Annotated in this window: 25 protein-coding genes; 6 read left to right on the top strand and 19 right to left on the bottom strand. The window is 44.6% G+C overall.

What is annotated here, in order from left to right:
• Positions 1 to 10: 10 nt before the first annotated feature.
• The gene (locus tag BN6465_RS14550) at positions 11 to 1,522 is read right to left on the bottom strand and encodes a UDP-N-acetylmuramoyl-L-alanyl-D-glutamate--2,6-diaminopimelate ligase (RefSeq protein WP_066736549.1); all 1,512 of its coding nucleotides are present in this window, start codon (positions 1,520 to 1,522) and stop codon (positions 11 to 13) included.
• Positions 1,523 to 1,614: 92 nt separating this feature from the next.
• Here BN6465_RS14550 and BN6465_RS14555 point away from each other — a divergent pair, with 92 nt between their 5' ends.
• Together BN6465_RS14555 and rsgA are read left to right on the top strand one after the other, a co-directional pair.
• Positions 1,615 to 2,514 (top strand): arginase, encoded by a 900-nt coding sequence (locus BN6465_RS14555; RefSeq protein WP_066736550.1) that lies wholly within the window; start codon positions 1,615 to 1,617, stop codon positions 2,512 to 2,514.
• 472 nt (positions 2,515 to 2,986) lie between these two features.
• Positions 2,987 to 4,390 carry a ribosome small subunit-dependent GTPase A gene (gene rsgA / locus BN6465_RS21730; protein ID WP_066736552.1) on the top strand — a complete coding sequence of 468 codons (1,404 nt, stop codon included), beginning with the start codon at positions 2,987 to 2,989 and terminating at the stop codon, positions 4,388 to 4,390.
• 61 nt (positions 4,391 to 4,451) lie between these two features.
• Here rsgA and BN6465_RS14565 read toward each other — a convergent pair whose 3' ends face one another.
• The 5 genes from BN6465_RS14565 to BN6465_RS14585 all read right to left on the bottom strand — a co-directional run bounded on the left by BN6465_RS14565 (position 4,452) and on the right by BN6465_RS14585 (position 10,303).
• Positions 4,452 to 5,972, bottom strand: coding sequence for a Mur ligase family protein (locus BN6465_RS14565; protein ID WP_066736554.1), 1,521 nt, complete (start codon positions 5,970 to 5,972; stop codon positions 4,452 to 4,454).
• A gap of 14 nt (positions 5,973 to 5,986) precedes the next feature.
• Positions 5,987 to 6,691, bottom strand: a complete 705-nt coding sequence (gene cuyB / locus BN6465_RS14570) for a cysteate racemase (protein ID WP_066736556.1) — start codon at positions 6,689 to 6,691, stop codon at positions 5,987 to 5,989.
• 16 nt (positions 6,692 to 6,707) lie between these two features.
• A complete protein-coding gene (locus BN6465_RS14575; RefSeq protein WP_066736558.1) occupies positions 6,708 to 7,919 on the bottom strand; it encodes a carboxylate--amine ligase in 1,212 nt (403 codons plus the stop codon).
• Positions 7,920 to 8,144: 225 nt separating this feature from the next.
• The gene (locus BN6465_RS14580; protein ID WP_066736560.1) at positions 8,145 to 9,419 is read right to left on the bottom strand and encodes a DNA polymerase Y family protein; all 1,275 of its coding nucleotides are present in this window, start codon (positions 9,417 to 9,419) and stop codon (positions 8,145 to 8,147) included.
• A complete protein-coding gene (locus tag BN6465_RS14585; RefSeq protein WP_066736565.1) occupies positions 9,419 to 10,303 on the bottom strand; it encodes a LysR family transcriptional regulator in 885 nt (294 codons plus the stop codon). The genes BN6465_RS14580 and BN6465_RS14585 overlap by 1 nt, the downstream gene beginning before the upstream one ends.
• A 150-nt stretch (positions 10,304 to 10,453) precedes the next feature.
• Between BN6465_RS14585 and BN6465_RS14590 the strand changes: the two genes are divergently transcribed.
• Together BN6465_RS14590 and BN6465_RS14595 are read left to right on the top strand one after the other, a co-directional pair.
• The gene (locus BN6465_RS14590) at positions 10,454 to 11,029 is read left to right on the top strand and encodes a chromate transporter (RefSeq protein WP_066736566.1); all 576 of its coding nucleotides are present in this window, start codon (positions 10,454 to 10,456) and stop codon (positions 11,027 to 11,029) included.
• Positions 11,026 to 11,583, top strand: a complete 558-nt coding sequence (locus tag BN6465_RS14595) for a chromate transporter (RefSeq protein WP_066736567.1) — start codon at positions 11,026 to 11,028, stop codon at positions 11,581 to 11,583. Before BN6465_RS14590 ends, BN6465_RS14595 begins: the two co-directional genes overlap by 4 nt.
• A 4-nt stretch (positions 11,584 to 11,587) precedes the next feature.
• On the opposite strand, the gene clpB is transcribed toward BN6465_RS14595, so the two are convergent.
• The 7 genes from clpB to BN6465_RS14630 all read right to left on the bottom strand — a co-directional run bounded on the left by clpB (position 11,588) and on the right by BN6465_RS14630 (position 18,778).
• Positions 11,588 to 14,194, bottom strand: coding sequence for an ATP-dependent chaperone ClpB (gene clpB / locus BN6465_RS14600; RefSeq protein WP_066736568.1), 2,607 nt, complete (start codon positions 14,192 to 14,194; stop codon positions 11,588 to 11,590).
• 234 nt (positions 14,195 to 14,428) lie between these two features.
• Positions 14,429 to 15,646 (bottom strand): site-specific integrase, encoded by a 1,218-nt coding sequence (locus tag BN6465_RS14605; RefSeq protein ID WP_066736569.1) that lies wholly within the window; start codon positions 15,644 to 15,646, stop codon positions 14,429 to 14,431.
• Positions 15,647 to 15,760: 114 nt separating this feature from the next.
• Entirely contained in the window at positions 15,761 to 15,955 is a 195-nt protein-coding gene (locus BN6465_RS14610) for a hypothetical protein (RefSeq protein WP_066736572.1), read from the bottom strand.
• 10 nt (positions 15,956 to 15,965) lie between these two features.
• A complete protein-coding gene (locus BN6465_RS14615) occupies positions 15,966 to 16,850 on the bottom strand; it encodes a P-loop NTPase family protein (RefSeq protein WP_154670266.1) in 885 nt (294 codons plus the stop codon).
• A 291-nt stretch (positions 16,851 to 17,141) separates the two neighbouring features.
• On the bottom strand, positions 17,142 to 17,897 hold the full coding sequence (locus tag BN6465_RS14620) for an FtsE family protein (RefSeq protein ID WP_066736576.1): 756 nt from the start codon (positions 17,895 to 17,897) through the stop codon (positions 17,142 to 17,144).
• Entirely contained in the window at positions 17,884 to 18,474 is a 591-nt protein-coding gene (locus tag BN6465_RS14625; protein WP_066736581.1) for a hypothetical protein, read from the bottom strand. Before BN6465_RS14625 ends, BN6465_RS14620 begins: the two co-directional genes overlap by 14 nt.
• 70 nt (positions 18,475 to 18,544) lie before the next feature.
• Positions 18,545 to 18,778 carry a hypothetical protein gene (locus BN6465_RS14630; protein WP_066736583.1) on the bottom strand — a complete coding sequence of 78 codons (234 nt, stop codon included), beginning with the start codon at positions 18,776 to 18,778 and terminating at the stop codon, positions 18,545 to 18,547.
• 210 nt (positions 18,779 to 18,988) lie between these two features.
• Here BN6465_RS14630 and BN6465_RS14635 point away from each other — a divergent pair, with 210 nt between their 5' ends.
• Positions 18,989 to 19,585 (top strand): helix-turn-helix domain-containing protein, encoded by a 597-nt coding sequence (locus BN6465_RS14635; RefSeq protein WP_066736585.1) that lies wholly within the window; start codon positions 18,989 to 18,991, stop codon positions 19,583 to 19,585.
• Between the two features lie 124 nt (positions 19,586 to 19,709).
• Here the strand turns inward: BN6465_RS14635 and BN6465_RS14640 are convergent, their stop codons facing one another.
• Positions 19,710 to 20,549 carry a hypothetical protein gene (locus BN6465_RS14640; protein WP_066736586.1) on the bottom strand — a complete coding sequence of 280 codons (840 nt, stop codon included), beginning with the start codon at positions 20,547 to 20,549 and terminating at the stop codon, positions 19,710 to 19,712.
• Positions 20,550 to 20,688: 139 nt separating this feature from the next.
• Between BN6465_RS14640 and BN6465_RS14645 the strand changes: the two genes are divergently transcribed.
• Complete coding sequence (locus tag BN6465_RS14645) at positions 20,689 to 20,886, top strand: YlcI/YnfO family protein (protein ID WP_066736587.1); 198 nt, start codon at positions 20,689 to 20,691, stop codon at positions 20,884 to 20,886.
• A gap of 341 nt (positions 20,887 to 21,227) precedes the next feature.
• On the opposite strand, the gene BN6465_RS14650 is transcribed toward BN6465_RS14645, so the two are convergent.
• The 5 genes from BN6465_RS14650 to BN6465_RS14670 all read right to left on the bottom strand — a co-directional run bounded on the left by BN6465_RS14650 (position 21,228) and on the right by BN6465_RS14670 (position 25,276).
• Positions 21,228 to 22,076 (bottom strand): sensor histidine kinase, encoded by an 849-nt coding sequence (locus tag BN6465_RS14650; RefSeq protein WP_154670267.1) that lies wholly within the window; start codon positions 22,074 to 22,076, stop codon positions 21,228 to 21,230.
• 56 nt (positions 22,077 to 22,132) lie between these two features.
• Entirely contained in the window at positions 22,133 to 22,870 is a 738-nt protein-coding gene (locus BN6465_RS14655; protein WP_154670268.1) for an ABC transporter permease, read from the bottom strand.
• A gap of 15 nt (positions 22,871 to 22,885) precedes the next feature.
• Positions 22,886 to 23,575 (bottom strand): ABC transporter permease subunit, encoded by a 690-nt coding sequence (locus BN6465_RS14660; protein WP_066736588.1) that lies wholly within the window; start codon positions 23,573 to 23,575, stop codon positions 22,886 to 22,888.
• Positions 23,553 to 24,491 carry an ATP-binding cassette domain-containing protein gene (locus BN6465_RS14665; protein WP_066736589.1) on the bottom strand — a complete coding sequence of 313 codons (939 nt, stop codon included), beginning with the start codon at positions 24,489 to 24,491 and terminating at the stop codon, positions 23,553 to 23,555. The genes BN6465_RS14660 and BN6465_RS14665 overlap by 23 nt, the downstream gene beginning before the upstream one ends.
• A 98-nt stretch (positions 24,492 to 24,589) precedes the next feature.
• Entirely contained in the window at positions 24,590 to 25,276 is a 687-nt protein-coding gene (locus BN6465_RS14670) for a response regulator transcription factor (RefSeq protein ID WP_066736592.1), read from the bottom strand.
• Between the last annotated feature and the right edge of the window lie 7 nt (positions 25,277 to 25,283).

A 25,283-nucleotide genomic window follows, 5' to 3' on the forward strand; every position in this document is an offset into this window, starting at 1 on the left:
CTTTCCTCTGTCAGTCCTGCAGCGCGCTCTCCACGAGCAGGCGGTCATCCATCGGATAACGTGCTCCCCGTATTTCCTGATAATCTTCATGCCCTTTTCCGGCTATAAGTACAATATCCCCCTGACGGGCCATATGTACGGCCAGCCTGACGGCCTCCCTCCGGTCTTCTATCATGTGGTACGCTCCGCCGGTGCCGAGAATCCCTTCCTCGATGTCTTTCATAATCTGAAGCGGCTCCTCAAATCTGGGGTTATCCGATGTGATTATCGTCACATCCGAACATTCTCCGGACACTCTGCCCATCTGTAACCTACGGCCTTTGGAGCGGTTCCCCCCGCACCCGAACACGGTGATGATCCTCTGCGGGCGGTACATCCTCAATGTTTTGAGGACGTGTGCAAGACTCATGGCATTGTGAGCGTAATCTACATAGCATGCGATGTTTTTTTCATTGTCTACGCGTTCCATTCTTCCTCTGACCGAAACGTCATCCAGAACTCCAGCAAGCCTTTCTTCCAGCCCTTCCCCGCCGATTCCGTACTCCTCCGCAAGGCAGAATACCGTCTGCAGCGCCGCCAGTGCATTATAAACATTGAACGCTCCCGGCATGGCCAGTGTATACAGTTTCCCGCCGGCTTCGAACTCGGTGGCCGGTCTTCCGGCCTTCATAAGGAACCTGATATGCTCTGCACGGAGAACTCTTTCTTCCTGTGCACAAGGCCTGTTGATTCCGAACCCATACCGCACACAGTCCGCGTGCTCGAACATTTGCCCGTAGGCTTCATCATCTACATTTCCAATACCGATTCGGCACTGCCTGAACAACAGTGACTTGCAATATCTGTATTCTTCCAGACTTTCATGCTCCCCTGGCCCGATATGGTCTTCCCCAAAATTGGTAAAAATCCCTGCCGTAAAGGCTATCCCCTCGGCACGCTTATATTTCATCCCCTGAGAGGATACCTCAACCACTGCATATTTACAGCCTGCTTCTACCATTTTAGCAAAATACTCGTGAATGGTAAAGGACTCCGGCGTAGTATTCTTTTGGGAATACGAAGTTTCCCCCACAACCGCCCCTAAAGTCCCTATATAGCCGCAAGGCTCCCCTGCCGCCTCCAGCATTGCTTTTATCATCCATGCCACCGTCGTCTTTCCCTTTGTTCCTGTGACACCGATGACGTTCAGCTTTCTCGCCGGCCACCGGAACCAAGCAGCCGAGAGATACGCCAGCGCCTCTCTTGTATCCTTGACGAGGAGTACCGTCAGCCCTCTGGGAAAATCCAATAACTTTCCTTCTGCGGTCAGAGTTTCTACCAGCACTGCGGCCGCGCCGTTTTGTGCCGCCTCACGTATATGTGTGTGCCCGTCGCTCTCGTATCCCTTGAGGCATACAAAAATTTCTCCCTTATTTACATTTCTAGAATCATAAGCGATTCCTTTTATTTCCATCATTTGCAGCGGTAGTTCTGTCTGTATCAGGGCATACTCAAGACAGGCAATCAGATTCAGAAGTCTCATGGAACATCCTCTTTCTTTTTATATTCTTGCTATAAGGAAACGAATTTGTTATACTTGGTACATTGAGTCATATTTTTGTCAGGAGGTTTTTTATGATACACACATACGGCTGTCCTATGCACCTTGGGGTAGGTGACACGGGGCTGATAAAAAGTCTGGACTATTTAAACAATCGTTTTGACCAGCTTCAGATTCATGTAATTCCGGAGATACAAGAAAAGGAAGAGAATCTTCCGAATCTAAAAAATTTAAACAGTGTAGCGTCAACCTGCCAATCTATTGCGGCATATGCATATCAGGTACTGCAGAATCAAGAGACTCCTCTGTTCATCGCAGGGGATCACAGCGCTGCCATGGGCTCCGTCTCCGCCTCTTCCGTCTATACGCAGGAGATGTATGGCGAAGAGACCGGACTTATCTGGATAGACGCACATCCGGATATCAACACAGACTCCACAACGGCGACAGGCAACATCCACGGCATGCCGGTGGCCGCACTGCTCGGCAAAGGGGAAAAACGACTGACACAGTTCCTGACGGAACAGCCCAAGCTGAAGCCGCGCAATGTTGTCATGCTGGGACTACGTGACATCGACCCACCGGAACAAGTGACACTGGATACGCTCGGCATACGCTATTATACGTACGATGACATATGCCGGCAGGGCCTTACAGCCTGTTTGAAGGAAAGCATTGCATACCTTTCCCATCTGACGGCTGTCCATATAAGCTTTGATATCGACTCCATGAATCCCAAGTGGATGCCCGGGGTATCGGTACCGGTTCCTCATGGTTTTACACCCGAAGAGGTGCATCATATTTTTGACGCCCTTATCCCTGCACTGCCGGTAATATCCTACGATATCGTAGAATTCAATATGGTGCACGACAGAGAAGACAAAACCGCGGACTTCGTCATGGAACTGGCATCCCAAATCCATAAGCTCCATGTACCGTCAGTATCCTCGGAAAAGTCAAAACGTTTTGCATAATATATATATATGGGGGAAATTTCAGTTGGTGAAATTTCCCCCTTGCTTTTTTCGAAAAGGTGTTATATGATGTCTACAGAAATATTCCGCAAAGCGGATAGTTAAGGAGTTATTTTATGACGAAAACGAAGATTGTGATGGTGGCTTTCTGCTAAAATCGAATATTGTATACACAGCAGTGGATGAAGTACATTTTATCCGTTTTATTTTGCTGTGTCTTCAGCACCTTTCGTGAATACTGCCCCGTGATATTATACACATCGCAGACACGTCCGGCGTGTCTTTTTTTGTGCCCAAAATCCCGCAGAGACAGACTGTCAAAGGTTCTGTTTCCGCGGGATTTTTGCGTCCATGAAACCGTGGCCTCGAATGCTCGAGAAGACAATATTGTATCGATAATTTGCAGAAAGCTCGATTTGAAAGGAGATTGACTTGAAAATGAATGATTTGAACTATTTGGAGGAAACAAAAAATGAATATAGCATCCTATGGATTACACGAAACAATGATACCTGAAAACGCTTCCGGTATTCCGGCACGTATTACCGCTGTCTATCGGGGCCGTTTTGAAATCGTCTGCGAAAACGGCGCCGGATTTGCCTGTTTAAAGAAAGCATCCTACTATTCCGGCGGGGAGCCTTTCCCTGCCACCGGGGATTTTTGCATGATCGACTGGAATGGGAGCGGTGAAAGCCGTATCCTAAGTACACTGCCACGCCGCACTTATTTTGCGCGTCTGGATCCCTCTTCATCGGGCCACAAGGAACAGGCCGTGGCAGCGAATTTTGATTACGTCTTTATTCTTCAGTCACTGGACCGGGATTTTAACCCCCGCAGGCTGGAGCGCTATCTGACTCTAGGCTGGCAGTCCGGCGCGATTCCTGTAGTTGTGCTTACGAAAGCGGATCAATGTACAGACCCGGACTCTTATCTGCACACTGCAAAGTCACTGGCGCCCGGTGTAGATGTGCTGGCAGTGAGCGCACGCACTGGGGACGGCCTGACTTCTCTGGAGCGCTTCCTCAGACCCGGCAATACCATTGTATTTCTCGGCTCGTCGGGCGTAGGCAAATCCAGCTTAATCAACGCCCTTGCCGGGGAAGAAATCATGAACACCGGAAATATCCGGGAAAAGGACGGCCGTGGCAGGCATACAACCACCCACCGTCAGCTGCTCATGCTGCACAACGGCGCTATGGTCATCGATACCCCCGGTATGCGCGAGCTTGGCATATGGGACGCCGAGGAAGGGCTGAGCCAGAGCTTCGGCGATGTGGAAAAATACCTTGGGCATTGCAAGTTCAGCGACTGCCGGCATCAAACCGAACCGGGGTGCGCCATTAAAAAGGCCATCCAGAACGGGGAGCTCGCGCCGGAACGCTGGGAATCTTACCTCCGTCTTCACACGGAGTCGGAATATACCGATGACAAGGCTGCTTATCTGCGCAAAAAACAAAAGAAAGAAAAAAATATTTCTAAAATTTTGAAACAGCGCAGCAAGACAGACTACCGACACGAACCTTGTACCGAAAGCTTTACCTGTAAGGTATGCGGCACACTGGTAATCCCCGATTATGCAGGGAGCAGCCACCGCAACCATTGTCCCCATTGTCTAAGCAGCCTTCATGTAGATAACCGGCCCGGCGACCGCGCCTCCCTGTGCGGAGGCATTATGGAGCCAATCGGTGTCTGGGTGCGCAAAAACGGAGAATGGGCGCTCATACACCGCTGCCGCACCTGCGGCGCGCTAAGCTCTAACCGAATTGCGGCGGACGATAATCCTGCGCTTCTCGTGTCTATCGCTGCCAAGCCTCTGGCCGAGCCGCCTTTCCCGCTCTGGCAGCTGGCCGAAAGACGGGAAGACTTTATTGAATAACTAAAAATGAGCTATTGCCAACAGACGCATATCCGTCTGTATAGCAATAGCTCGTTTATACTTAGCAGCGGGCGTCGTATTCCGCCAGCAGTTCTTTCACATACTGTACGTCGGACTTGCAGTCCAGATATTCACACCCGTACTTCTGCCGGGTCTCATTCCCTTTTCCGGTAATCAGCAGGATGGTCTTGCCCTCCGCCTCTTCTATGGCGGCCTTGATTGCCTCTCCCCGGTCTTCAATCATTGTGTAGGGACAATTCTGCGCCTCCACATACTGTGCGATATCCTTCGAGATGTCCTCCACCGGTTCATATCCCGGATCCTCCGCGGTCAGATACACCTTCTTGGAGTACTGCCCTGCCACCGTCCCCAAATCCCGGCGGCGGATGAAGGCCTTTTTGCCCGGACAGCCGAAAATTGATACAATCTCATAGTCCGGGTACTCGTCCCTTGTGGAAGAGAACAACTTTTCAAAGCTCAGCTTGTTGTGTGCGTAATCTACAACGGCGATTATCTTTTTATCTTTGCTCGCATACAGCTCCATGCGACCGCTTGACCGTGCCCGGTAGAGCCCGCTCTTCATATACGCAAGCGGTATCCCCACAAGAATGGATGCTGCGATAACAGCCAGTGCGTTTTCCACATTGAAGAGTCCCGGCATGGTCAGGCGGAATTCTTCATCGAAATCCTTTGTACGCACGGTAAACACCGTCTCATGGCCGTCCTTCTGGATATCATATCCATAGACATCCGCCGTCTCGTCCTTGATGCTGAACGTCAGTACCTTCTTGCTGCACTTTGCAGCCTCCAAAATACGCTCCGCGTAATCTGCGTCCAGATTGACCACCGCATTGTCAGAAGAAGCGAAGATTCTTAATTTGGACGCGAAGTAGTCCTCAAAATCTTTATGCTCGATAGGGCTGATGTGGTCTTCCGAAATATTCAGGAAAATCCCCACATCCAGTCTCATGTTGTCTACCCGGTTGTATTTCAGCGCCTGAGAAGATACTTCCATCTCCGCAAACGTGATGCCGCTGTCCACTGCATGGCGGAAATGCTCCTGCAGCTCCACCGCCTCGGGCGTGGTGATATGGGATTCTTTTGTAATCACACCGTCGTAAATATCAATGGAGGAAATAACCGCGCTTTCCTTTCCTCCGGTCGCCTTCATATAATCATCCACAATCGCTTTCATATAGTAAGCGGAAGTAGACTTGCCCTTTGTCCCGCCAATGCCGATGATGGTAAGGTCTTTCCACGGGGCATTATGAAACTTCTCTGCCAGCGGGGGCATCGCTTTCCTGATATCGTCTACCAGCAGATAAGGCACATCCTTTTTCGTGTCGAACTTCTGCTCGCTCACATAGGCCACCGCGCCCTTCTCAACAGCCTCATCCAAATACTCTGCCTTAAAAGCAGCGCCCTTGCAGATGAACAAGGTATTCTTTGTCACTTGTTTAGAATCATAGGTCAGATAATCGATGACGATATCGTCCTGCCCGTCAGAATAGAATTCCTTCATCATACGGACGTTTTCCAACAACAGTGCATATTCTCCCAATGTATACTTTTTCTGTTCCATGTTCTTCTCCCCTGCTATTCTTTGTATGCCGCTCCGGAGCGGATAATCGATTCACGTACGAGCACGTCCATGGCATCGATACAATCCGCCGGAACCGGATAATATTCTTTGAATACTGAAATCTCTGTACAAGCCAGAATCACCGCGTCACAGCCCTGCTCCTTCAAGTCCTCGTAGGCCTGATCGAACTTCGCCCTGTCCCCCGGCCTTCCGCTCTTGATATCGTCATAGATCAGGGACATCACCAGACGCTGTGCATCTTCTCTGGGGGCGCAGGCGGCAATCTGGTATTTGTCGCAGGCGCGGGAATATGTTCCGGCCTGAATCGTACCATCGGTTCCCATGATACCGATTTTTTTCACATCCGGATAGCCTTCTTTCACGTAACGGACGCTCTCCCCCACCATATCGATGACCGGAACCTTCGTCACGGCCTGAATGTCCTTAAGGAAATAGTGGGATGTATTGCACGGGATCGCAATGTTTTCCACGCCAAGTTTCTCCAAATCTCTCGCATCCTTTTCAATGGCCGCAAGAAATTCCTGCTTATGTCCGGTGAGAATAGCCTTTGTCCTGTCCGGCATAGTGGCATGGCTCAATATCACCATATCGATATGCTCCTGATCGGTCGAAGCCACAGTCCGCGCAATCACTCTTGCGTAATAAAAACTGGTTGCTTCCGGCCCCATTCCGCCGATAACGCCTAATTTTTTTAACATGTTTTTTCTCCGTAACTTAGCTGTAGTATTTTTTGAACTTCACAAAGTGGCTGAAATGTGTTTTTACCATGGCAAGAAAACGCTTCGGCTTTAAGTCTCCCCTCATAAATACGGGATTGACCATCTTCTTTTCCCGGATCAGACGCCGCATCTTCGCCTTCATCTCTTCGTCTTTTACATATTTAAAAGCGACCTTCTTCGGCACTACCATCCACAGATGCTCTTCCTCTGCAGTCTCCAGTTCCTGTTCCTTGCCGTAAATGTATTCTTCTACAATATATTTTGCCACATTGAACCCAGAGCCGGTCACATAGTAGTTGCTGCGCCCCTGCCGGGTATTAATTTCAAAAAATTTGTATTTACCGTCCCTGCGGTCGTATTTGATATCAAAGTTGGAAAATCCAATATAATGAAGATCCTCCAGCAGATTCTTGACATGTTCCATCAGGGCTGTGTTCGGCTCGGTCACGATCAGCGCATGGTTGCCCAGACCGTGGGGCGTATGCTCCTCCAGAAGCACATGTCCCAGACACATCATCTTGACCTTTCCGTTCTTATCGGAATAGCAGGTGAGCACCCGCATGTATTCGTCGTTGCCCGGAATCATGTCCTGAATGATGAGCTTGTCTGTATATCCCGCGCCGTAGATATCCTGAATGACCTGCTCCAGTTCCTTACGGTCCTTGATTGTATATACCTTATTCTGGGTCTCAAATGGATGTTCCCAGTATGAAATACTGTCCGACGGCTTCAAAATGACAGGGAACGGGAAATCCATCTGAAAATCCATTCCCATAGACGGGTCATAAATCAGCGTACCCGGATAATCTACCTGATGTTTCTCACAGAGGCTGTAAAAGGTATCCTTCTGCTGCAGGCTGTTCATCAAGTCAAACTCAATGTACGGCGCGATGATGTTGACGGCAAGCTCTGCCTTGTGCTTGCTTATCAAGGCCACATAGCTGTCTCCACACCCGATAAGAATCACTTTCTTATCCCCGTACTTCTCAGCGAACCCATTGACCGTCATGAGAAAATAATCGTCCGTATCAATCTTCGGATTGGCTTGGTATTCAATAATCCTGCTGTTGTAACTTGGCCCCGTAGGGAACTTTCCAAATATATATGTCTTTACCTGATACTGCTCATAAAAAGCACGCGCCACACTATAAGTGTTAATATCACCGCCGAGCAGTACCGGAATAAACTCTCTCTCCTTAAATTCCATAATAATTAAGAGACTCCTTTCCATAAAAGCAATGCAATTGACTTTGGTTGCACGCATGTGCAATTATTATACCACAAACGCAGAAAAGGAAGCGGCGCTTCGCGCCATTTACTTTTCAAGTGGTGGCTTGCCGGTATAATATGCCGCTAAAGCGGCATAAAGGCAATGCAATTGACTTTGGTTGCACGCATGTGCAACTATTATACCGCACCCGTTCTTTTTGTGTCAAGGTTGGAAACTTTCATCCTCCTTTTCTTCTTCCGGCTTGAGCATCGTACCTCTTATGACCGCATCCTTTCCATACTTACTGCGGATTTCATCCAATGCCTTGCTCAATTTCCTATGTTTTTCGTCCTTGGCCTGCTTCTGTATCTTACCTCCGGGCTCCTCGTCTTGCTCCGGGGACGTCGGTGACAAGTCAAAGATGTTCATCTGCTCGGGTTCTCCCGCCTCCACAAGCTTGGAAGTGCGGATTCCAAGAAGTCGGATTGGCTCCTGTGTCCATAGTTCATCAAACAGCTCGCAGGCGGCGCTGTACAGGATGGTATCTGCCGCGGACGCGCGCCGGAGCTGCTTCTGGTGGGAAGCCGTCTGGAAGGTGCTGTACTTAATTTCCACGCTGACCATATTTGCCTTCTGCCCTGCCTTTCTCAGACGTCCTCCCACGCTCTCTGCAAGCCAGAGCAGTACTTTTTTGGCCTCCTCCGCAGTCTCGGCATCTTTGGGAAGGGTCGTGGAATTTCCGATTCCTTTGGCCGCCGCTTCCTCCGACTGTACCTCCGAATAATCAATGCCGTTTGCAAATTCCCAGAGCATACGCCCGTGGCTCTTCATGTGTAGCTCTAAAAGCCGGGGATCTGTCTGTGCCAAATCACCGATTGTATAGATTTCCAGTTTCCTCAAGGTGTCCACACTGGAATGCCCCGCCATATAAAGCTCCGACACCGGCAGCGGCCACATTTTCAGCTTTATCTCCTCCTGAAACAAAGTATGAATCCGGTTTGGCTTTTCAAAATCCGACGCCATTTTAGCCAAAAGTTTATTGCCCGCTATGCCTATGTTTACAGTAAAACCAAACTTATCATATATTTTGTTCTTCATTTCCAGCGCAGCCTCCACCGGTGAGGGAAAGCGGTGCGCAATACCAGTAAAGTCCAGATAACATTCATCCACGCTCACCTGTTCAATATCCGGCGTGTAGGTGTGCAGGAACTCCATCAGCCGGGTGCTGTATGCGTGATACAGGCTGTGGTCCGGCGGAAACATACGCAGTATTGGACATTTTCTAAGTGCGTTGGCCACTGGTTCTCCCGTACGAACTCCGTATTTCTTTGCCGGAATCGACTTGGCAAGTACGACACCCCTGCGTGACTTCTGGTCTCCGCCTATGATTGCCGGTATCTCCCGGATATCAATACTGGCTCCATTTTTCAATTGTTCCACTGCCGTCCAGCTTAGATATGCCGAATTTACGTCAATATGAAAAATAATACGGGACACTAGTCCTCTCCCTCCTTCACTTTGCAAACCAGCTCCAAGAATGTTCGAAGCGGAGCGCTGAAATACTTTTCCTTGTGCCATACAGCCGTCATATGATTGGTCAACTTTAACTGCTCGATTTTTACCTCGTCCAGCGTGCCCTTTTCCAGTTCTTCCGCCGTCAGCAAATCCGGCAGAACAGTGATGCCAAGTCCTGCCTTGGCGGCGCTTATGAGCGCAGGTGAATTTACGCTCGTCCAGACGGGATGTACCTGCTGCCCGGCAAGATAAAGGGCGCTGTCCATCACATCCCGTATAGCGCTTCCCTTTTCCCGCAAAAGCAGATTTTCCTGACAGAACTCTTTAACTGACAGAGAACGTCCTGCCGCGTGGTACGTTGGCGCACATACCGCTCTGAGTCCGCATGATGCGAACACCTTCCCACAATATGGCTCTTCCGGCTCCACGCCCTCCGCCAGAGCAATATCCGCGTCTCCATTTTTTAAGGATTCCATAGCTGCCGCCGCACTGACAACTTCCACCCGCACCTCGGCTTCCGGCCATACTTTTTTAAATGAAGTAATGATTTGAGGAAGATAATACACAGCTATCGTTATACTGGACACTATGTGGAGGATGGTCTCCTTCTCCAGATGAGGCAGCTTTTTCTCCAGCTTCTCACTGGCCGCCAGCAGAGGAGCCGCCTCCTCAAGCAGAAGTTCTCCGGCTCTAGTCAGTTGAATCGACTTGGACATCCGGTCGAACAGCAGTACCCCTGCCTCTTTCTCCAGCTCTCCGATGGCATGGGAGACAGCGGACTGAGTCAAGAACAGCTTTCTGGCCGCGTGGGTAAAATTCCCTGTTCTTGCCGCTTCTTGAAAAATTTTCAAATGCCGTAACGTCATAGTATCCCTCCGATTTGCTCTGTGCAAGTTTTATATCATGAACAAAATTTATTACTATAATATAATTATATCATTTTACGCATAGCAAGGCGAGAACTATAATAAAAAGGAAGTTGAAATCTACTTTCAGCTTACAAGGAGGAAATTATTATGAATCTAAAGAACTTTAAAACGCTTCTCTGGCTCTTTTGGATTAACCTATTTATAAGCGCTTTTACTTTTGGCGGTGGATATGTAGTCGTCCCCATGGTACGCAAATACTTTGTGGAAAGAAAACAACGCTTCTCAGAGGAAAAGCTAATGTCCATGGCGGCCGTGGCTCAATCCTCTCCGGGGGCGATTGCGGTCAACCTTTCCGCTCTGGCGGGGCTGTACTGTGCCGGAATCGGGGGCCTGATCGTAAGCGTGGCAGCGGCCGTGCTCCCTCCGCTGGCTGTCCTTTCGGCCGTATCCTACTGGTATGCCGCTTTTTCCCAAAGCCCTCTCATTGCAGCCGTTCTCAAAGGGATGCTGGCTGGCGCGGCTGCGGTAATCGTGGACTTTATTGTGGACATGGTACAAATGATTGTAAAAGAGCGCTCCTTTTTACTTACCGCTCTGATTCCGGCTGTCTTTGCTGCCAGCTTTTTCTTACAGATCCATGCCGCCTTGCTTCTTCTCTTCAGCTGCTTTATCTGTCTTATCAAATTACAGTTTGCTGCACACAAGGAGGAAATCCCGTCATGAGTCTAAATATCCGGTTGTTTTTTACCTTTTTCCAAATCGGCCTTTTCAGCATTGGGGGCGGTTATGCCATAATACCCTTGATACAACAGGAAATCGTAGAAAAAGCCTCTTGGATTTCCCAAAAGGCTTTTACCGATATGATTACAATTTCCCAGATGACTCCCGGACCGCTGGCCGTCAATGCCTCTACCTTTGTAGGACTCCAGACGGCGGGGCTTCCGGGCGCCATACTTGCCACCACCGGGTGCATCTTGGCAGGTGTCTGCATTTCCGCCGGACTCTACAGTTTCTTTCTCCGCCACGAAGATTCCCGCCGTCTTTCCGCCGCCCTCAATGGTCTGAAATCAGCCTCCCTCGGATTGATTGTCTCCGCCGCTGCCTCCATCCTGCTGCTGGCATTTACCGGGTCCTCGGACTGGACGGGCCCTGCCGCCGTAGACCTTCCGGCTGTCATACTATTTGCAGCATCTTTCTGGCTGCTGCGGAGACGAAAATTCAATCCCATCCTTGTCATGAGCATCGCCGGAATCGCCGGAGGCCTTCTCTACCGCTAGAAAGCTATGACTTGATTTCTCTGAGGCTCTGCTTTACCCGCGCCTCAAGCTTTCCGTCCGACACCGCAATGAGAATGGTATCACCGCTTCCCACGTTTCCTCCCAGTATCAGCTTGGCTGCCAGCGTTTCCACATGCTTCTGGAGGTAACGTTTCAGCGGCCTTGCTCCGTACATCGGGTCATACCCGCTGTCGGCAATAAATTTCTTAGCGTCCTCCGTCAGCTCAATCCGCAGTTCCTTGTCGGCGAGACGCTTGTTCACATCATCCACCAGAAGATTGATGATGGCAGAGATGTTGGCCTTAGTCAGTGGACGGAACATAATTGTCTCGTCCAGACGATTGAGGAACTCTGGCCTAAAGTGCGCACGCAGCTCATTCATGACCATCTCCTCCACCTCCGGCTTAATACTACCCTGTGCGTCAATCCCTTCCAACAAAAATGCGGAGCCGATGTTGGAGGTCATAATCAGAATCGTGTTCTTAAAATCTACGGTGCGCCCCTGTGAGTCGGTAATACGCCCGTCATCCAACACCTGAAGCAGCACATTGAATACATCAGGATGGGCTTTCTCCACTTCATCGAACAGGACAACCGAGTATGGCTTTCTCCGCACCGCCTCGGTGAGCTGTCCTCCCTCATCGTATCCCACATATCCCGGAGGCGCTCCAATCAGACGGGAGACGGAATATTTCTCCATATATTCGCTCATATCGATTCTTACCATATTGCTTTCATCGTCAAACAGGCTTTCTGCAAGTGCTTTGGCAAGCTCCGTCTTTCCCACACCGGTGGGTCCGAGGAAGAGGAAGGAGCCGATAGGCTTGCTTGGGTCTTTGATGCCGGCCTTAGAGCGGATAATGGCCTCCGTCACCTTGGTGACCCCTTCGTCCTGCCCGATGACTCTCTTGTGCAGCTCCTCGTCAAGGTGGAGCGTCTTGCTGCGCTCGCTCTCGTTCAGCTTAGAAACCGGAATTCCGGTCCATCTGGAGATAATCTTGGCGATTTCATCATCCGTCACACTCTCGTGCACCAGAGACAGTTCTTCGTCTTTCACCCGCTCTTCTTCCGCCTCCAGCTGCTTCTGAAGCTGGGGAAGCCTTCCGTATTGTAACTCCGCCGCCTTGTTCAAATCATAATTTCTCTGGGCCGCCTCTATCTCACGGTTCAGTTGTTCAATCTGTTCTCTTATTTTCTGCACATGCTCGACAGAGTGCTTTTCATTGTCCCACTGCGCCTTCTGTTTGGCGAATTCTTCCTTTTCCTCCGCCAGCTCTTGCTGCAGACGCTGCAGACGCTCTTTGCTGAGCCTGTCATCCTCTTTTTTCAATGCGGCTTCCTCGATTTCCAGCTGCATGATCCGCCGGTTCAGCTCATCCAGTTCCGTCGGCATAGAATCCAGCTCCGTCTTAATCAAGGCGCAGGCCTCGTCTACCAAGTCGATTGCCTTGTCCGGGAGAAAACGGTCGGATATATAGCGGTTGGAAAGAGTGACCGCCGCCACCAGCGCGCTGTCTGTAATCTTCACTCCGTGGAAGACCTCATAGCGCTCCTTCAGCCCACGCAGAATGGAGATGGCGTCCTCCACTGAAGGCTCATCTACCATGACGGGCTGGAAGCGCCGCTCCAGAGCCGCATCCTTCTCTATATACTGCCGGTACTCATCGAGTGTGGTGGCACCAATACAGTGAAGCTCTCCTCTGGCAAGCATGGGCTTTAACATATTGCCCGCGTCCATAGCGCCGTCCGTCTTTCCGGCTCCTACAATGGTGTGAAGCTCGTCGATAAACAGGATAATATTTCCTTCACTGTTTTTCACTTCTTCCAATACCGCTTTCAGACGTTCCTCGAACTCTCCACGGTACTTGGCCCCTGCAACAAGGGCTCCCATATCCAGCGCAAATATTTTTTTGTCTTTCAGCGCTTCCGGCACATCCCCCCGCACGATACGCTGTGCAAGGCCTTCTACCGCCGCCGTCTTTCCTACGCCGGGTTCTCCGATCAGAACCGGGTTGTTCTTCGTTTTACGGGACAAGATGCGGATAACGTTGCGAATCTCCGGGTCACGGCCGATTACCGGATCCATCTTCTGCTCCCTCGCCTTTTCCACAAGGTCTTCCCCGTACTTATTCAGTGTGTCATAGGTCGCCTCAGGATTGTCCGATGTCACTCTCTGGTTGCCCCGCACACTGGATAATGCCTGCAGAAACGCGTCCCGGGTGATACCAAGCTCTTTTAAGATAGCTTTCATATCCCTGCTGGCGTATTTTATAAGGGACAGGAATATATGCTCCACAGAGACATATTCGTCCCCCATCTGTTTGGCTTCGTCCTCCGCGTGGACAAGCGCATTGTTCAAATCCTTTCCGATGAACATCTGCCCGCCTTGAACTTTCGGCCGCTTCCGCAGCGCCTTTTCCACTCGGTTCATGGCAGTCTCTTTATTGATTCCCATCTTCTCAAACAACTTAAGAATCAGGCTGTCCTCAATGGTGAGCAGCGCATACAGCAGATGCTCCTGCTCCACTTCTTGATTTCCATAATCAAGAGCAGTCTTTTCACATCCCTGAACTGCCATCATAGAATTTTGTGTAAATTTATTAATATTCATGCCGCATACCTCCTTAATTTTACATATGCCTTTGTGAATAATAGACATTTTTCTTTGTTCTATTCGAACTATAACACCATTCATTAGCACTGTCAAGCCTTGAGTGCTAATCATTTTGCAAAAATTTTGTGAAGCCTTGATTTTACTGACTTCACAGGTTTCTAAAATCTTTATAAATCGCATTTTGGGGGTTACTACACCATTACTACACCATTTTTTCTTGTTTTGGTGTAGTTAAATCTCCACCACTTTTTCATATCTTGCAATTTCTTCTCTTACATCTGACATATCTGCTATATGGTTGTATACATCCATAGTCACATCACTGTGAGCATGACCCATGATGTATTGTAAAATTTTAAGATTCATTCCACGCTTTGCCATGTTGGTACAAGCGGTATGCCGCAGATTATGAGCGGAAATCTTCGGGAGCAGTAAAGCCTTGCGGTGTTCTTTCTTTGCCTTGATAACTTCTTCTTTGTTGTATGTATCAACGATATTATAAAGAATATTGTTGACCGCACTAGGCATAAGCGGTCTGCCTGTCTTTGCCAGAAAGATAAAATCCGAGTAACCGTCAACCGTTTCTGTACTGTGTCTGCCGAGCATGAAATTCAATTTCCGCTGTTCTGTAAAGGCTTTCTGCACCGTCTGTGACAGGGGGATTGTCCGTATTCCGGCATCTGTCTTTGTATCGCTTGCATGAAATTTATAGCCATCCCCGAAATCCTTATAAATCAACTGATGGTTTATAAAAAGGTCTTTCTTTTCCATGTTCACATCAGACCACGTTAAACCTATCAGTTCCCCACACCTTAAACCTACCTCTAACATAATTGTAAGCATTGGAACGTATACGTTATATACATTGCTCTCACAGATAAAATTGAATAGCCTTTGCTGTTCATCAAAGGTCAGCACATCCTTTTCCTTAGCGGCTTCTCCATAATCACTTGACAAAGCATTTCTTGCCGGATTCTTGCGGATAATATCATCATCAACCGCCATTTCCAACGCCGGATATAAAAGCGTGTGAATCAGCTTGATTGTGCTGTGTGAATACTCTGCCTTTGACATCTTGGCATAAAAGGCTTTAACATGTGAAGAACGAAGCTGAACCACCTTTATATTGCCTATATCGTCTTTGGCGTGACCGTTCCACATATTCACATAATTGATACGTGTTGTCTCTGCTAATTCTTTTGTCTGCATATACCGTCCAAAAAGTGTATTGACCGTCATTTTCTTTATTGCGGCATCCGTCAGAATATTATCGTCCATATCCTTTGCAATCTGCTTTTCTTTCTCACGAAGTTCCGGCAAATCTCCTGCATAAACCGTCTGACGCTTACCACTTCTTGTATCGGTATAGCGATACATATAAAGACCGTCTATTTTTCTCTGTGATTCTCCTGTATGTAAATTTCTTCCTTTATTGTCTTTCCTTGCCATAAAAAACCATTCCTTTCGTATGGCACTCCTTTCTCTGTTCTGGAATGATTTCCGGCTTGCTTCATAAGTATATTATACCAGAAAATCATTCCAGATAACAGTAAATTGTAGCTTTTATTCAGCCAAACAGTCCAGATAATACCGCACTTTTTCAACGGAATACAGCACCCTACGCCCGATAATAATTCTTGCGCCTGCCTGCTCTCCGATTTTCTTTGCAGTAGCATGACCGCAGGAGAGCATAGCAGAAAGATTTTCAATATCCACAGTCAGCGGCTGTCCGGTCTGCCTTATTTTTGTTTTGTTCAAATAATTCACCTCACTTGTTGTCAAAAGGCAATCGGCATTGTTCCGATTCAGACAACGTATGGAATCCGGTATCTCTTTCAAGATATTCTTTTACCGAATTATAAACCATAACCTCTCCTGTATCTTCGTAATGAACAACTTTATGTATCCGTCTTAAAAATGCCTGCCATGATTCCTTATCCTCTCTCTGTATCTCTGAATATTGCTTTTCTAAAACCCAGTTTGATATTATGTAAATCTTATTGTAACACGCAAACTTATTTGAGTATCTGGATGGTAATTCTATCGGGTAGATATCACAATACAATAGCATTTCCTTTAATTTAAGTGATGAGCGAAATTCATCGAAAGCAATTACCGACTGACAATTATAACTATCAAATGGATGTAAATAATCGGTCACTCTATATACATTTACATATCCATTCTGCTCTAATACTCCACGGGTTTTTCCTGTGCCAGTTGCCCCACTGATATACACCACTTCTAAATCAAGACGAACCGTATTTTTGAACCGTTCTGTTAATATTGTTGTACGCACCTTGTCCAGTTTATCAATCTGTAAAATATAATCTTGATTCACAGCAAGTATTTCAGCATTTGTCATATCATCTAATACCATCTGATACAATTCCGACATATCATGCCTTTTCCCTTTGCTGTCCGGTGGTTGTGTTCCAAATTCTTCAAAAGAACCTTCTATTTTCGTGCCATGCTTTGAATCATGCTCCCATTTCCCCGTCTTATTTATGTATGCAACAGAATCTGAAATCGTACCTCTGCACCTATCCACATGGGCTTCTGGAAAATATCGTTTTATCATGCTAAAACGAACTCTTGAAGAAAATACAGCTAAAATATGTGTATGAAACAAAGAACCTTTTTCATCAGCCATACAGAGATAGACCAATGTTTTAAAATTCCTATGGAAAATTTCAAATATATGTTTATGTATATACCCTTTTCTAATCGGGTCATTGATTGTTAATAGATACATAAGTGATTGTGTGTCTGCTATGATAAATCAACTCCTTTTGTGCATTTTGTTCCTTATTATGAACATGATGTAAAGCCTTGTATTTCCTAGTGTTCATCATGTTTGTGCCCTGTTGGGTAATACTATACCAACAGGGCGGTTCAAAGGGCTTGCGGCTTCGCCGCCGCCCTTTGCCCGCCTTTGGACATATTAAGACAATGCTTTGATACAAATTTCCTGCATTTTCTTCACATCCTGTACAACTGGCACTTTAATAAAATGTAGTTCTGTCCCTTGAAGTAACAAAATACCTTCACCTACGCTAAATTGTCTATCCTCTATCATTTCAATGTATTCTTTCGGTATAAGCATTTCATAGATACTTCGTATAGGAGCACCTAAAACCATGATAATACCATAGTTTATACGACTTCCATCTGGAAAAGCCTTTGCATCCGGACGCTGACAGGTGCAAATCATCCTAACAGCCAGCCCTCTGCCTATCATAAGAATTTCAGCCACCTTGCTCATTACGTCATCAGCCTTTTTCTTATCTTTACGCTGTAAGTCTAAAATGTTTGCTATGTATTCATCCCACACGAGCGTAACTGGATATCTTTCCATCTCTGATCCAGATTGACGCCTTTGTAAAATATCATGAACAGCTTCTAATGCTTCGATTGATTTCTTGTATGGGTAATAACGGGAACATCCGCGCATAAATACAAAACAGTCTTCTTGTTTAAAATCGGCAAAGAAGATTTTCGATTGCGGTGATTCAGCTAAACTAAGCATCTTTATACACCGGATAAGTGCATAGGACTTCCCACTTCCAGACATTCCGCATAGTATGAGGTGGCTATTCGTTTTTAAAGATATATCAGTAAAAAGTGGTTCGCTCTTTCCGTAGTCATACCATAAGTCATAGTCATAACCGAGCATAAGACGATTATCATTCTCTATCATACAACATCCCTCTTTCAGTGCGTTTTCTACCTTTTGCAGTATATAGCAAAATTCTTTTCCCGTTATCCCTATTCTTTCCACCATACTCTATATGTGGTGTAACAAAATGAACATTCATCGAATCCTCTATTTCATTTTTACTTTCTAACCACCTTTTCAAAGGAGTATTAGAGTAAAATTCTCTTATTGTAACCTCTGTTTTTTTGTCCTGTATTTTTTTCATTAAGATTGGACATCCGTTTTGTAAGTCTTTTTCATTAAAAGCAATGATTAAATCGCCCTCATCACGCCTTGCAGTTAATTCACCAATCATATAAACAATAAATACAAATATAAATAAGAAAACAGAAATTCCTAAAATATGCACCATACTACGCCATATTGGAAGTATCAGCTTTGGCGTGTGTGAATATAAGTCTGATTTTTCTTTCCAAAACAAAATAAACCCAACCAGTACGGCAACAAAAAGGCTATTGAGATATGGCTTAAAAATCAACTGCTGAACACCTAAGCGAAACCTCAGATAACGCTTTATCCTCTTATATTTTTTATGTAAATATTCACTTTTCTTTAACATATCTACTTGTCTCCCTTATTCTTTTGTCAGAGGGAATATTATATCCCCTCTGACAAGGCATAATCATATTTTACGCCTTTGTAATGGCTTCAATTTTCCCTTTACGATTAAAGGAAATTTCAAGAACATCATTGATTTTGGTTTGCTCCGGTAATGCAATCTCTGGCTTTATAAAGAATCTTTCTGCACACATACCCTGTACATTTTCATCTTTAAAAACGCAAAAGATATTAGTTCCATTGATTATCTCACCATTTTTGTTAGTGAAGTTCATAGGCTGAATACCAACTAATTTAGTCTGCATATGTTCTTCCCCCTTTCTTAAATATTCGGTAGCGCTCCGTACTGTTAGTATACTCTAAAATACATATGATGTAAAAGTAAGTGTATTACTATTATTATTTTTGACAAAAAGTAATATAAATACTTTTATTTTTGCATAAGTATTGATATTACTTTGATTATGTATTATAATTATCACAAAATACATTTAAAGAAAGGGATGGAATCAAAAATGGATTTTGAAGAAATCAAGAATAATGTTGGGTCAAATATTAGAGCGTTAAGAAAAAGCCATGAAGAGACACAGGAAGATTTAGCAAATGCCATTAATATTTCAAAGGAAAGTATAGCTAAAATCGAGCAGGGAAATGTCTGCCTAACTCTTGAAAATCAATGCAAAATTGCTGAACATTACCATGTTTCTCATGACTATATTTTGAAAGGTGATGGTTATGGAACTATTTTAGAATCATTAGAATCATTTATCTCCTTTAAGCTCCAAGACTGTACTGTTGGCAACCAAAAATTACAATATCCGCAACTAGAAATAAATCAATTCTTATTTAATTATCTATTACAATCTGCTCGTGCAGAACAAGCCAAAAATATTCCAGATAAAATCAGAAAACTTTGGCATGACGAGGAAAAAAAGAACTTTTTTGATAGTATGAAAAACAATGTTCAAAAAACAATTAGACTTGCTCTAGTTAAAACAGAACTCATATTTCCCGATAGTAATAAGGAAGATTGGAAACAGACCGATTTATTACGAGAAATAGATAAGAGTATAGATAGCTTGTTCGTTGAATCAAACTCACCGAATGATTAGACATAGGACTAGCGTATTTACGTGGTAATTTTAGTTCTAATCTTATCCGAAGTAACACAAAAAGGATATTCCAATGTTTGTTTCGGAATATCCCTTTTCCTATTGCAGTGTTGGGAGTTTTTACTTAGTACCACACAGGGTCATTGGGGTCATAATCTGGTGGGGTCACATCATTTCCATCCTTATCATAAAAATGAATATCATTTCCAGAACTAGAATCGGATGAACCAGAATTGGATGAACCAGAATCATAATACCCACTTCCAGAACCAGAATCAGATGAACCGCCCCCATAATAATTACTTCCAGAAGAATCACTACTTGATGAAGCTTGCGCTTCTTGTACCGCTTGTGCTGCTTCTTCGGCTACTCTTTTTGCTTCGGCTTCCTCAGCCACCTTTTTAGCCGCCGCTTCCTCTGCTTCTTTCTGCTCTATCGCTTTAATTCGAGTATCATATGAAGCGATTATTTTATTGACAGATTGACTATATACTTCGGCTTCTTTCTCTGTACAGACAATACCTGTTTCATCTTCAATAGTTTTTAGTAATGTTTCAAGGTTCGTTTTGGTTGTTGAAATTTTATTTTTATCAGTTATTTCATTCACCTTTTCTAATGTATTATCTGAAAGTGTCTTGTCATATACATCTGTGAAATAGTGCTGCATTGTTTCAATTTCTTTTTCATATTTTACAGTGATTTCATTGATTACCTTATCAGATTTTTTGTATTGTTCATAATCCTTTATAAAAGATTTAAGCGAATCTAGTTTCTCACTATGTTCTTTTTTCTTTGAAAAATTCTCCTGTACCTGTGAAATCTGCTTTTCATAATTGCGAATTTGTTTTTGCTTTTCATATGTGCGATATGTATTGATACCAATCATCACAGCAATTACAAGAACAATCACACCGATTATTACACCTATTACTTTACCTTTTTTTGTAATATTAAATTTCTTCATTTATCATCCCTCTTCTCATGGTATTAGATATTCATATTTTACCAGAGTGTGAGGAACATTACAATACTTGCATTGCAATTTGCAATGCATACTTATTAGTTTATTTGCAATACCATTATATATACAGGAGGTATTGCTTATGAGTTTTCAACTAAAACCAAACAGAAAAGAAACAGAAAACAAGACAATCAGATTTCCTTTACCGTTAATTGAAAATATCAACAAGGCTATCGAAAATCAAGATGTGACTTTCTCTCATTTTGTTATACAGGCTTGCGAATATGCTTTAGAAAATATGAATACAGATGAAACTACTCTAACAGATGATACTGAATAGTAATCAAGGGATATTCCAAAATAGTGAATTGGAATATCCCTTTTGCTAGTATGGGTTTATCAAATAGATTAACTACCGCCAGTAAATCCCCACTCTTACGAGTGCCTACGGTAAAGGGATTGACAGGCTATTGGCTACACCATTTACTACACCATTTTCAAATCTAAAGACACTTTTTGATGAACGCTGATAAAAAGTCAAACATTACATAAAGCCTGTAAATAAGGCGTTACGCCACTTGATGAAGCAAGTCGGAAACCATTCGCAGATAACAAGACCTGAGTGCTAATTTTTTGTTTATTCTTGTCTCTTATTACTTCGGCACAGCTATTTGCAAAAAATCAGAGTATAAGCATAACAATGAGTGTGTCTGCTTGTAATTCCGCCTTCACACTCCCGCCTAGTTTTTCTGTGAGCACTTTTACAACAGCAAGTCCTAACCCGGTACTTCCGTTATTCCTTGACTTATCAGCGGTATAAAACCGTTCAAATAAACGCAAAACGTCGATTTCTTCCGCACTGTCCACCGTATTTTTTATGAGGAACGTGATTTTCCCTGCTGCCTGCTGTTCCAGACTCATTTCTATGATACCGGCCGAATAACGGATTGCATTTGTCAACAGATTTTGCAGAATCCTCTCAACCATGCTCCGGTCCGAACAGAGGAAAACGGAATGCTCCGGCATTCTTATTTGCGGCCGGATGTTTTTATGCTCCAATGCGGGATAATTTTCTGTCACAAGGTTCATTAACAAATTGGAAAAGTTAAAGGTTTCTTTTTGCGGATTTACCTGCTCTGTGTCCAAGACAGAAAGACTGTAGAAGGTTTCTACCAGTTCTTTCATTCTTTCGGCTTTACTTAGAACCGTTTCTACACGCTTCATCTGCTCCGCCGACATGGTTTCTTTTTTTAATAACTGTAAATGTCCAAGAATGACTGTCAGGGGGGTGCGTAAGTCATGGGATATATTCGCAATTGATTCTTTCAAATGCTCTTCATGCTGCAATGCGCCTGATACAGCCAGTCTTTGCTTCGCATTATACTGGTTCAGTACCCCCGCAAGACACTCCAGATCTTTATCAATAAGGGAAATGTCCAACATTTTTTCTGTATTACCACAAGTCAGGTCTTTCATTTGCCCAAAAAGACTTCGGATTTGCTTTTTCAGTCTTATATACTTATACAGCATGAGCAGAAAAAGTCCTGCTGAAATATATGTCAATAATTCTATGTCGGACACCCCCTTTATTGAAGATCACATTGATGAAACTTTATCCACGCCGGAACTATCAGCAGGCTTCCCCATACCACTCCGTTCAAGACTGCCGTTAACTGAAAAAACGCGTCCGTACTTACGGCCATTCTGATTTGATAAATAGGTAAAAAATCCACCGGTAATTCCAGCATCATACCGTAGCCAAGGTAAAGACTCAGTACAAAGGTAACAACCACAGTAACAGCAACCGCCTTAACAGAGCTGCGTAAACAGCAGCAAACAAGTATTGCAATCAGAAATACAGCGCTGTTCAATAAGCAGGAGTAGACAACTGCCTTCACTACATTATAAAAAATTACTCCGCCGTCATCCATTCCAAATCTGAAAAATTCTCTGATACACCCGGCGAGCGGGTAGATAAGCGCCATGATATGAAACGCAGCCAGATAGGTAATGATCTTGCTTGCAAAAATCGCTTTTCTGGAATGTCCGGCGCTGATTTCCAAGTCAATCGTCCGATGAGAAAATTCCTGCCCCAAAATCAGGGACAGGATACCCGATATGATAATGAGAAGGAAGGTAGAATCATAAACCATTCCGTTAAATATATCCGCGAGAGACGCGGCTTCCCCGCCCGACGGCCCCATGACCTCCGAAACGTAAGTATCTGCGGTTAAAAATCCCATAAGAAATATGCCGATGATTCCGCACCAATAGAAAAAATTATGTGATAATTGGTATCTCTCCATTTTCAATAAATTACCCACGCAAAACACCCCCTATTATTTCAAATCCGAGAAACAAAACCCAAAGTATGCGCCCAAACAGGAAAAAGAAATCCATAAAAAGTCTGTCACGATAAACTGTAACGATTGTTGGCCTAAAGATACAAGACGAAGCTGCCCCATCGGCAATATTTTTGTGATTATCTGTGCCTGTTCTCCGTTCATCAAAAAAATCATCAGGAAAAAGAGAACCATCGGAACGACTAAAGTTCTTCCTATGTCACGAAAGAGAAAGGAAAACAAAAGAGGAAGCATGCACATTGCCGACACGGAAAGGGCGATTATAGCCATGTTAATCCATACATCACTGGAAAGGGCAAGCGTTTCGTCCAAGAAAAGAACGCCTGCCAAGCCATGGATAAGAAGCGGGAACACCAAAATCACAAAACAAGCAATTTCATACACCAAAGTTTTCGCAAATACCACATGACTTCTTTTGTGTCCGGCACTGATATAGGAATATAAGGTTCCCTGTTCAAAATCATTTCCTACGAATAATACAGAAAAAACAATTGTCAGAAAAGAAAGCAGCGGGGTATTATACAAGGATGCCGAGAACAGATTCGCGGTTTCCCCATTGCTGTCTAACAATAAGATACTGCTTAAAAAGAAAGTAAACAATCCTGTCACCCCAAAATACCGGCTGTGGAAAAGCTTATAAAATTCAGCTCTTAGGAGATTTGCCATTGTTCGTTCCTCCTATTTTCCCTAAAAAATAATCTTCCAGCGTATCGCCGGATATAGACAGGCCTGTGACAAGAATATGGGCATCTGACAGAACGGCAGCAACCTTTTCCACATCATTTAGATAATCGTACAACCGAATCGTATCATCCGGCATCAGTTTAAAATTATCTGTATGAAGCCTTTCTTCCAAAACCAGCATCGCTTTTTGCACATCTGCCGTCTTCACCGCAATATGCCGTTTACACCTTTCATTTAACTCATGCTCCGGTATTTCTTCTATAATTCTCCCTTTATCAATCAAAATGAACTCGGATGCCGTTTGGTATAGTTCCTCTAAGATGTGGCTGGAAATCAATATGGTCATCCCATATTCTTTGTTTAAAGATTTCAACAGATTTCTGACCTCCACGATACCGGCAGGGTCAAGGCCATTGATTGGTTCATCCAATATTAGGAATTCTGGCGTATTGAGAAGCGCAATGGCAATGCCAAGGCGCTGCCGCATCCCCAGCGAAAAATTGCGGACGTTTTTTCTTCCGGTATCTCCTAGACCGACCAGCTCCAAGGTTTTTTCAATTACCTGCTTATCCGGGATTCCCCGTTGAATACGCTGTACTTCCATATTCTGATATGCAGTCATAGTCGGGAACAGCGCCGGTGTTTCAATCATACAGCCAATCCGTTTCCGCTGCTCCTGCAATTCCTTCATCCCCGACTTTCCCCACAAAGCCAACGTACCGCTTGTCGGGAAAGCCAAACCGGTAACTAATCTTAAAAATGTGGTTTTTCCTGCACCATTCTGACCGATAAATCCATAAATTTTCCCTTTTTCAATCTGCAAATCGATATGCTCTAATGCCGTCGTTTGTCTATACATTTTCGTTAAAGAGCGTGTTTCTAAAATCACTGCACTCATGTTCAAAACCTCCTTTACTTTCCCCAGTATAATGGAAACTCTTAAAGAAAATCTTAAATGATGACCGAAAAACATAAAGAAAGCATAAAGACGAGAGATTATCCCTTGTCTTTATGCAGACGATAGCCAATGCCCCAGACCGTATCTATAAATTCTTTTTCCGGGCAGATATTCTTTAATTTATTTCTTATATTACTGATATGTACATTCAGGGTGTTATCCTCATTGAAATATTCCGTTCCCCAAACACTTTGAAATAGATTTGCTTTTGAAAAAATCTTATCCGGATACTTCATCAGCAGTTCCAATATAGAAAATTCCTTTGCTGTCAAAGATAATTCAATCCCTCGTACAGAAGCCGTATTCTTTTCAAAATCCAATGTCAGCTCTTCATATTGTAAGATGTCCTGTGTGTTGCTCTGATACCGCACCCTGCGCAGGCTGCTCTCGATTCTGGCAAGCACTTCTTCCATATCAAATGGCTTCGTAATATAATCATCTGCGCCCAAACGCAATAAATCAATCTTATTCTGCGTCGTTTCTTTGGCAGATATAATAATAACCGGAGTTGTAAAATGTTTGCGTATATCCGACAGAACAATATCACCGCTCCTATAGGGGAGCATAATATCCAAAATAAGCAAATCTATTCTGTTCTCACGCAGAAATTCTGATACATGGAGCCCGCCATATTGACAGAACACCTCATATCCATTTTCTTTTAAGAAGTCAGCCAACAGTCTATTGATTTCTAAATCATCTTCAACAATCAATATCCTTTCCATTGCAGTT

The organism is Bariatricus massiliensis (assembly GCF_900086725.1).
Classification (GTDB): domain Bacteria; phylum Bacillota; class Clostridia; order Lachnospirales; family Lachnospiraceae; genus Allocoprococcus; species Allocoprococcus massiliensis.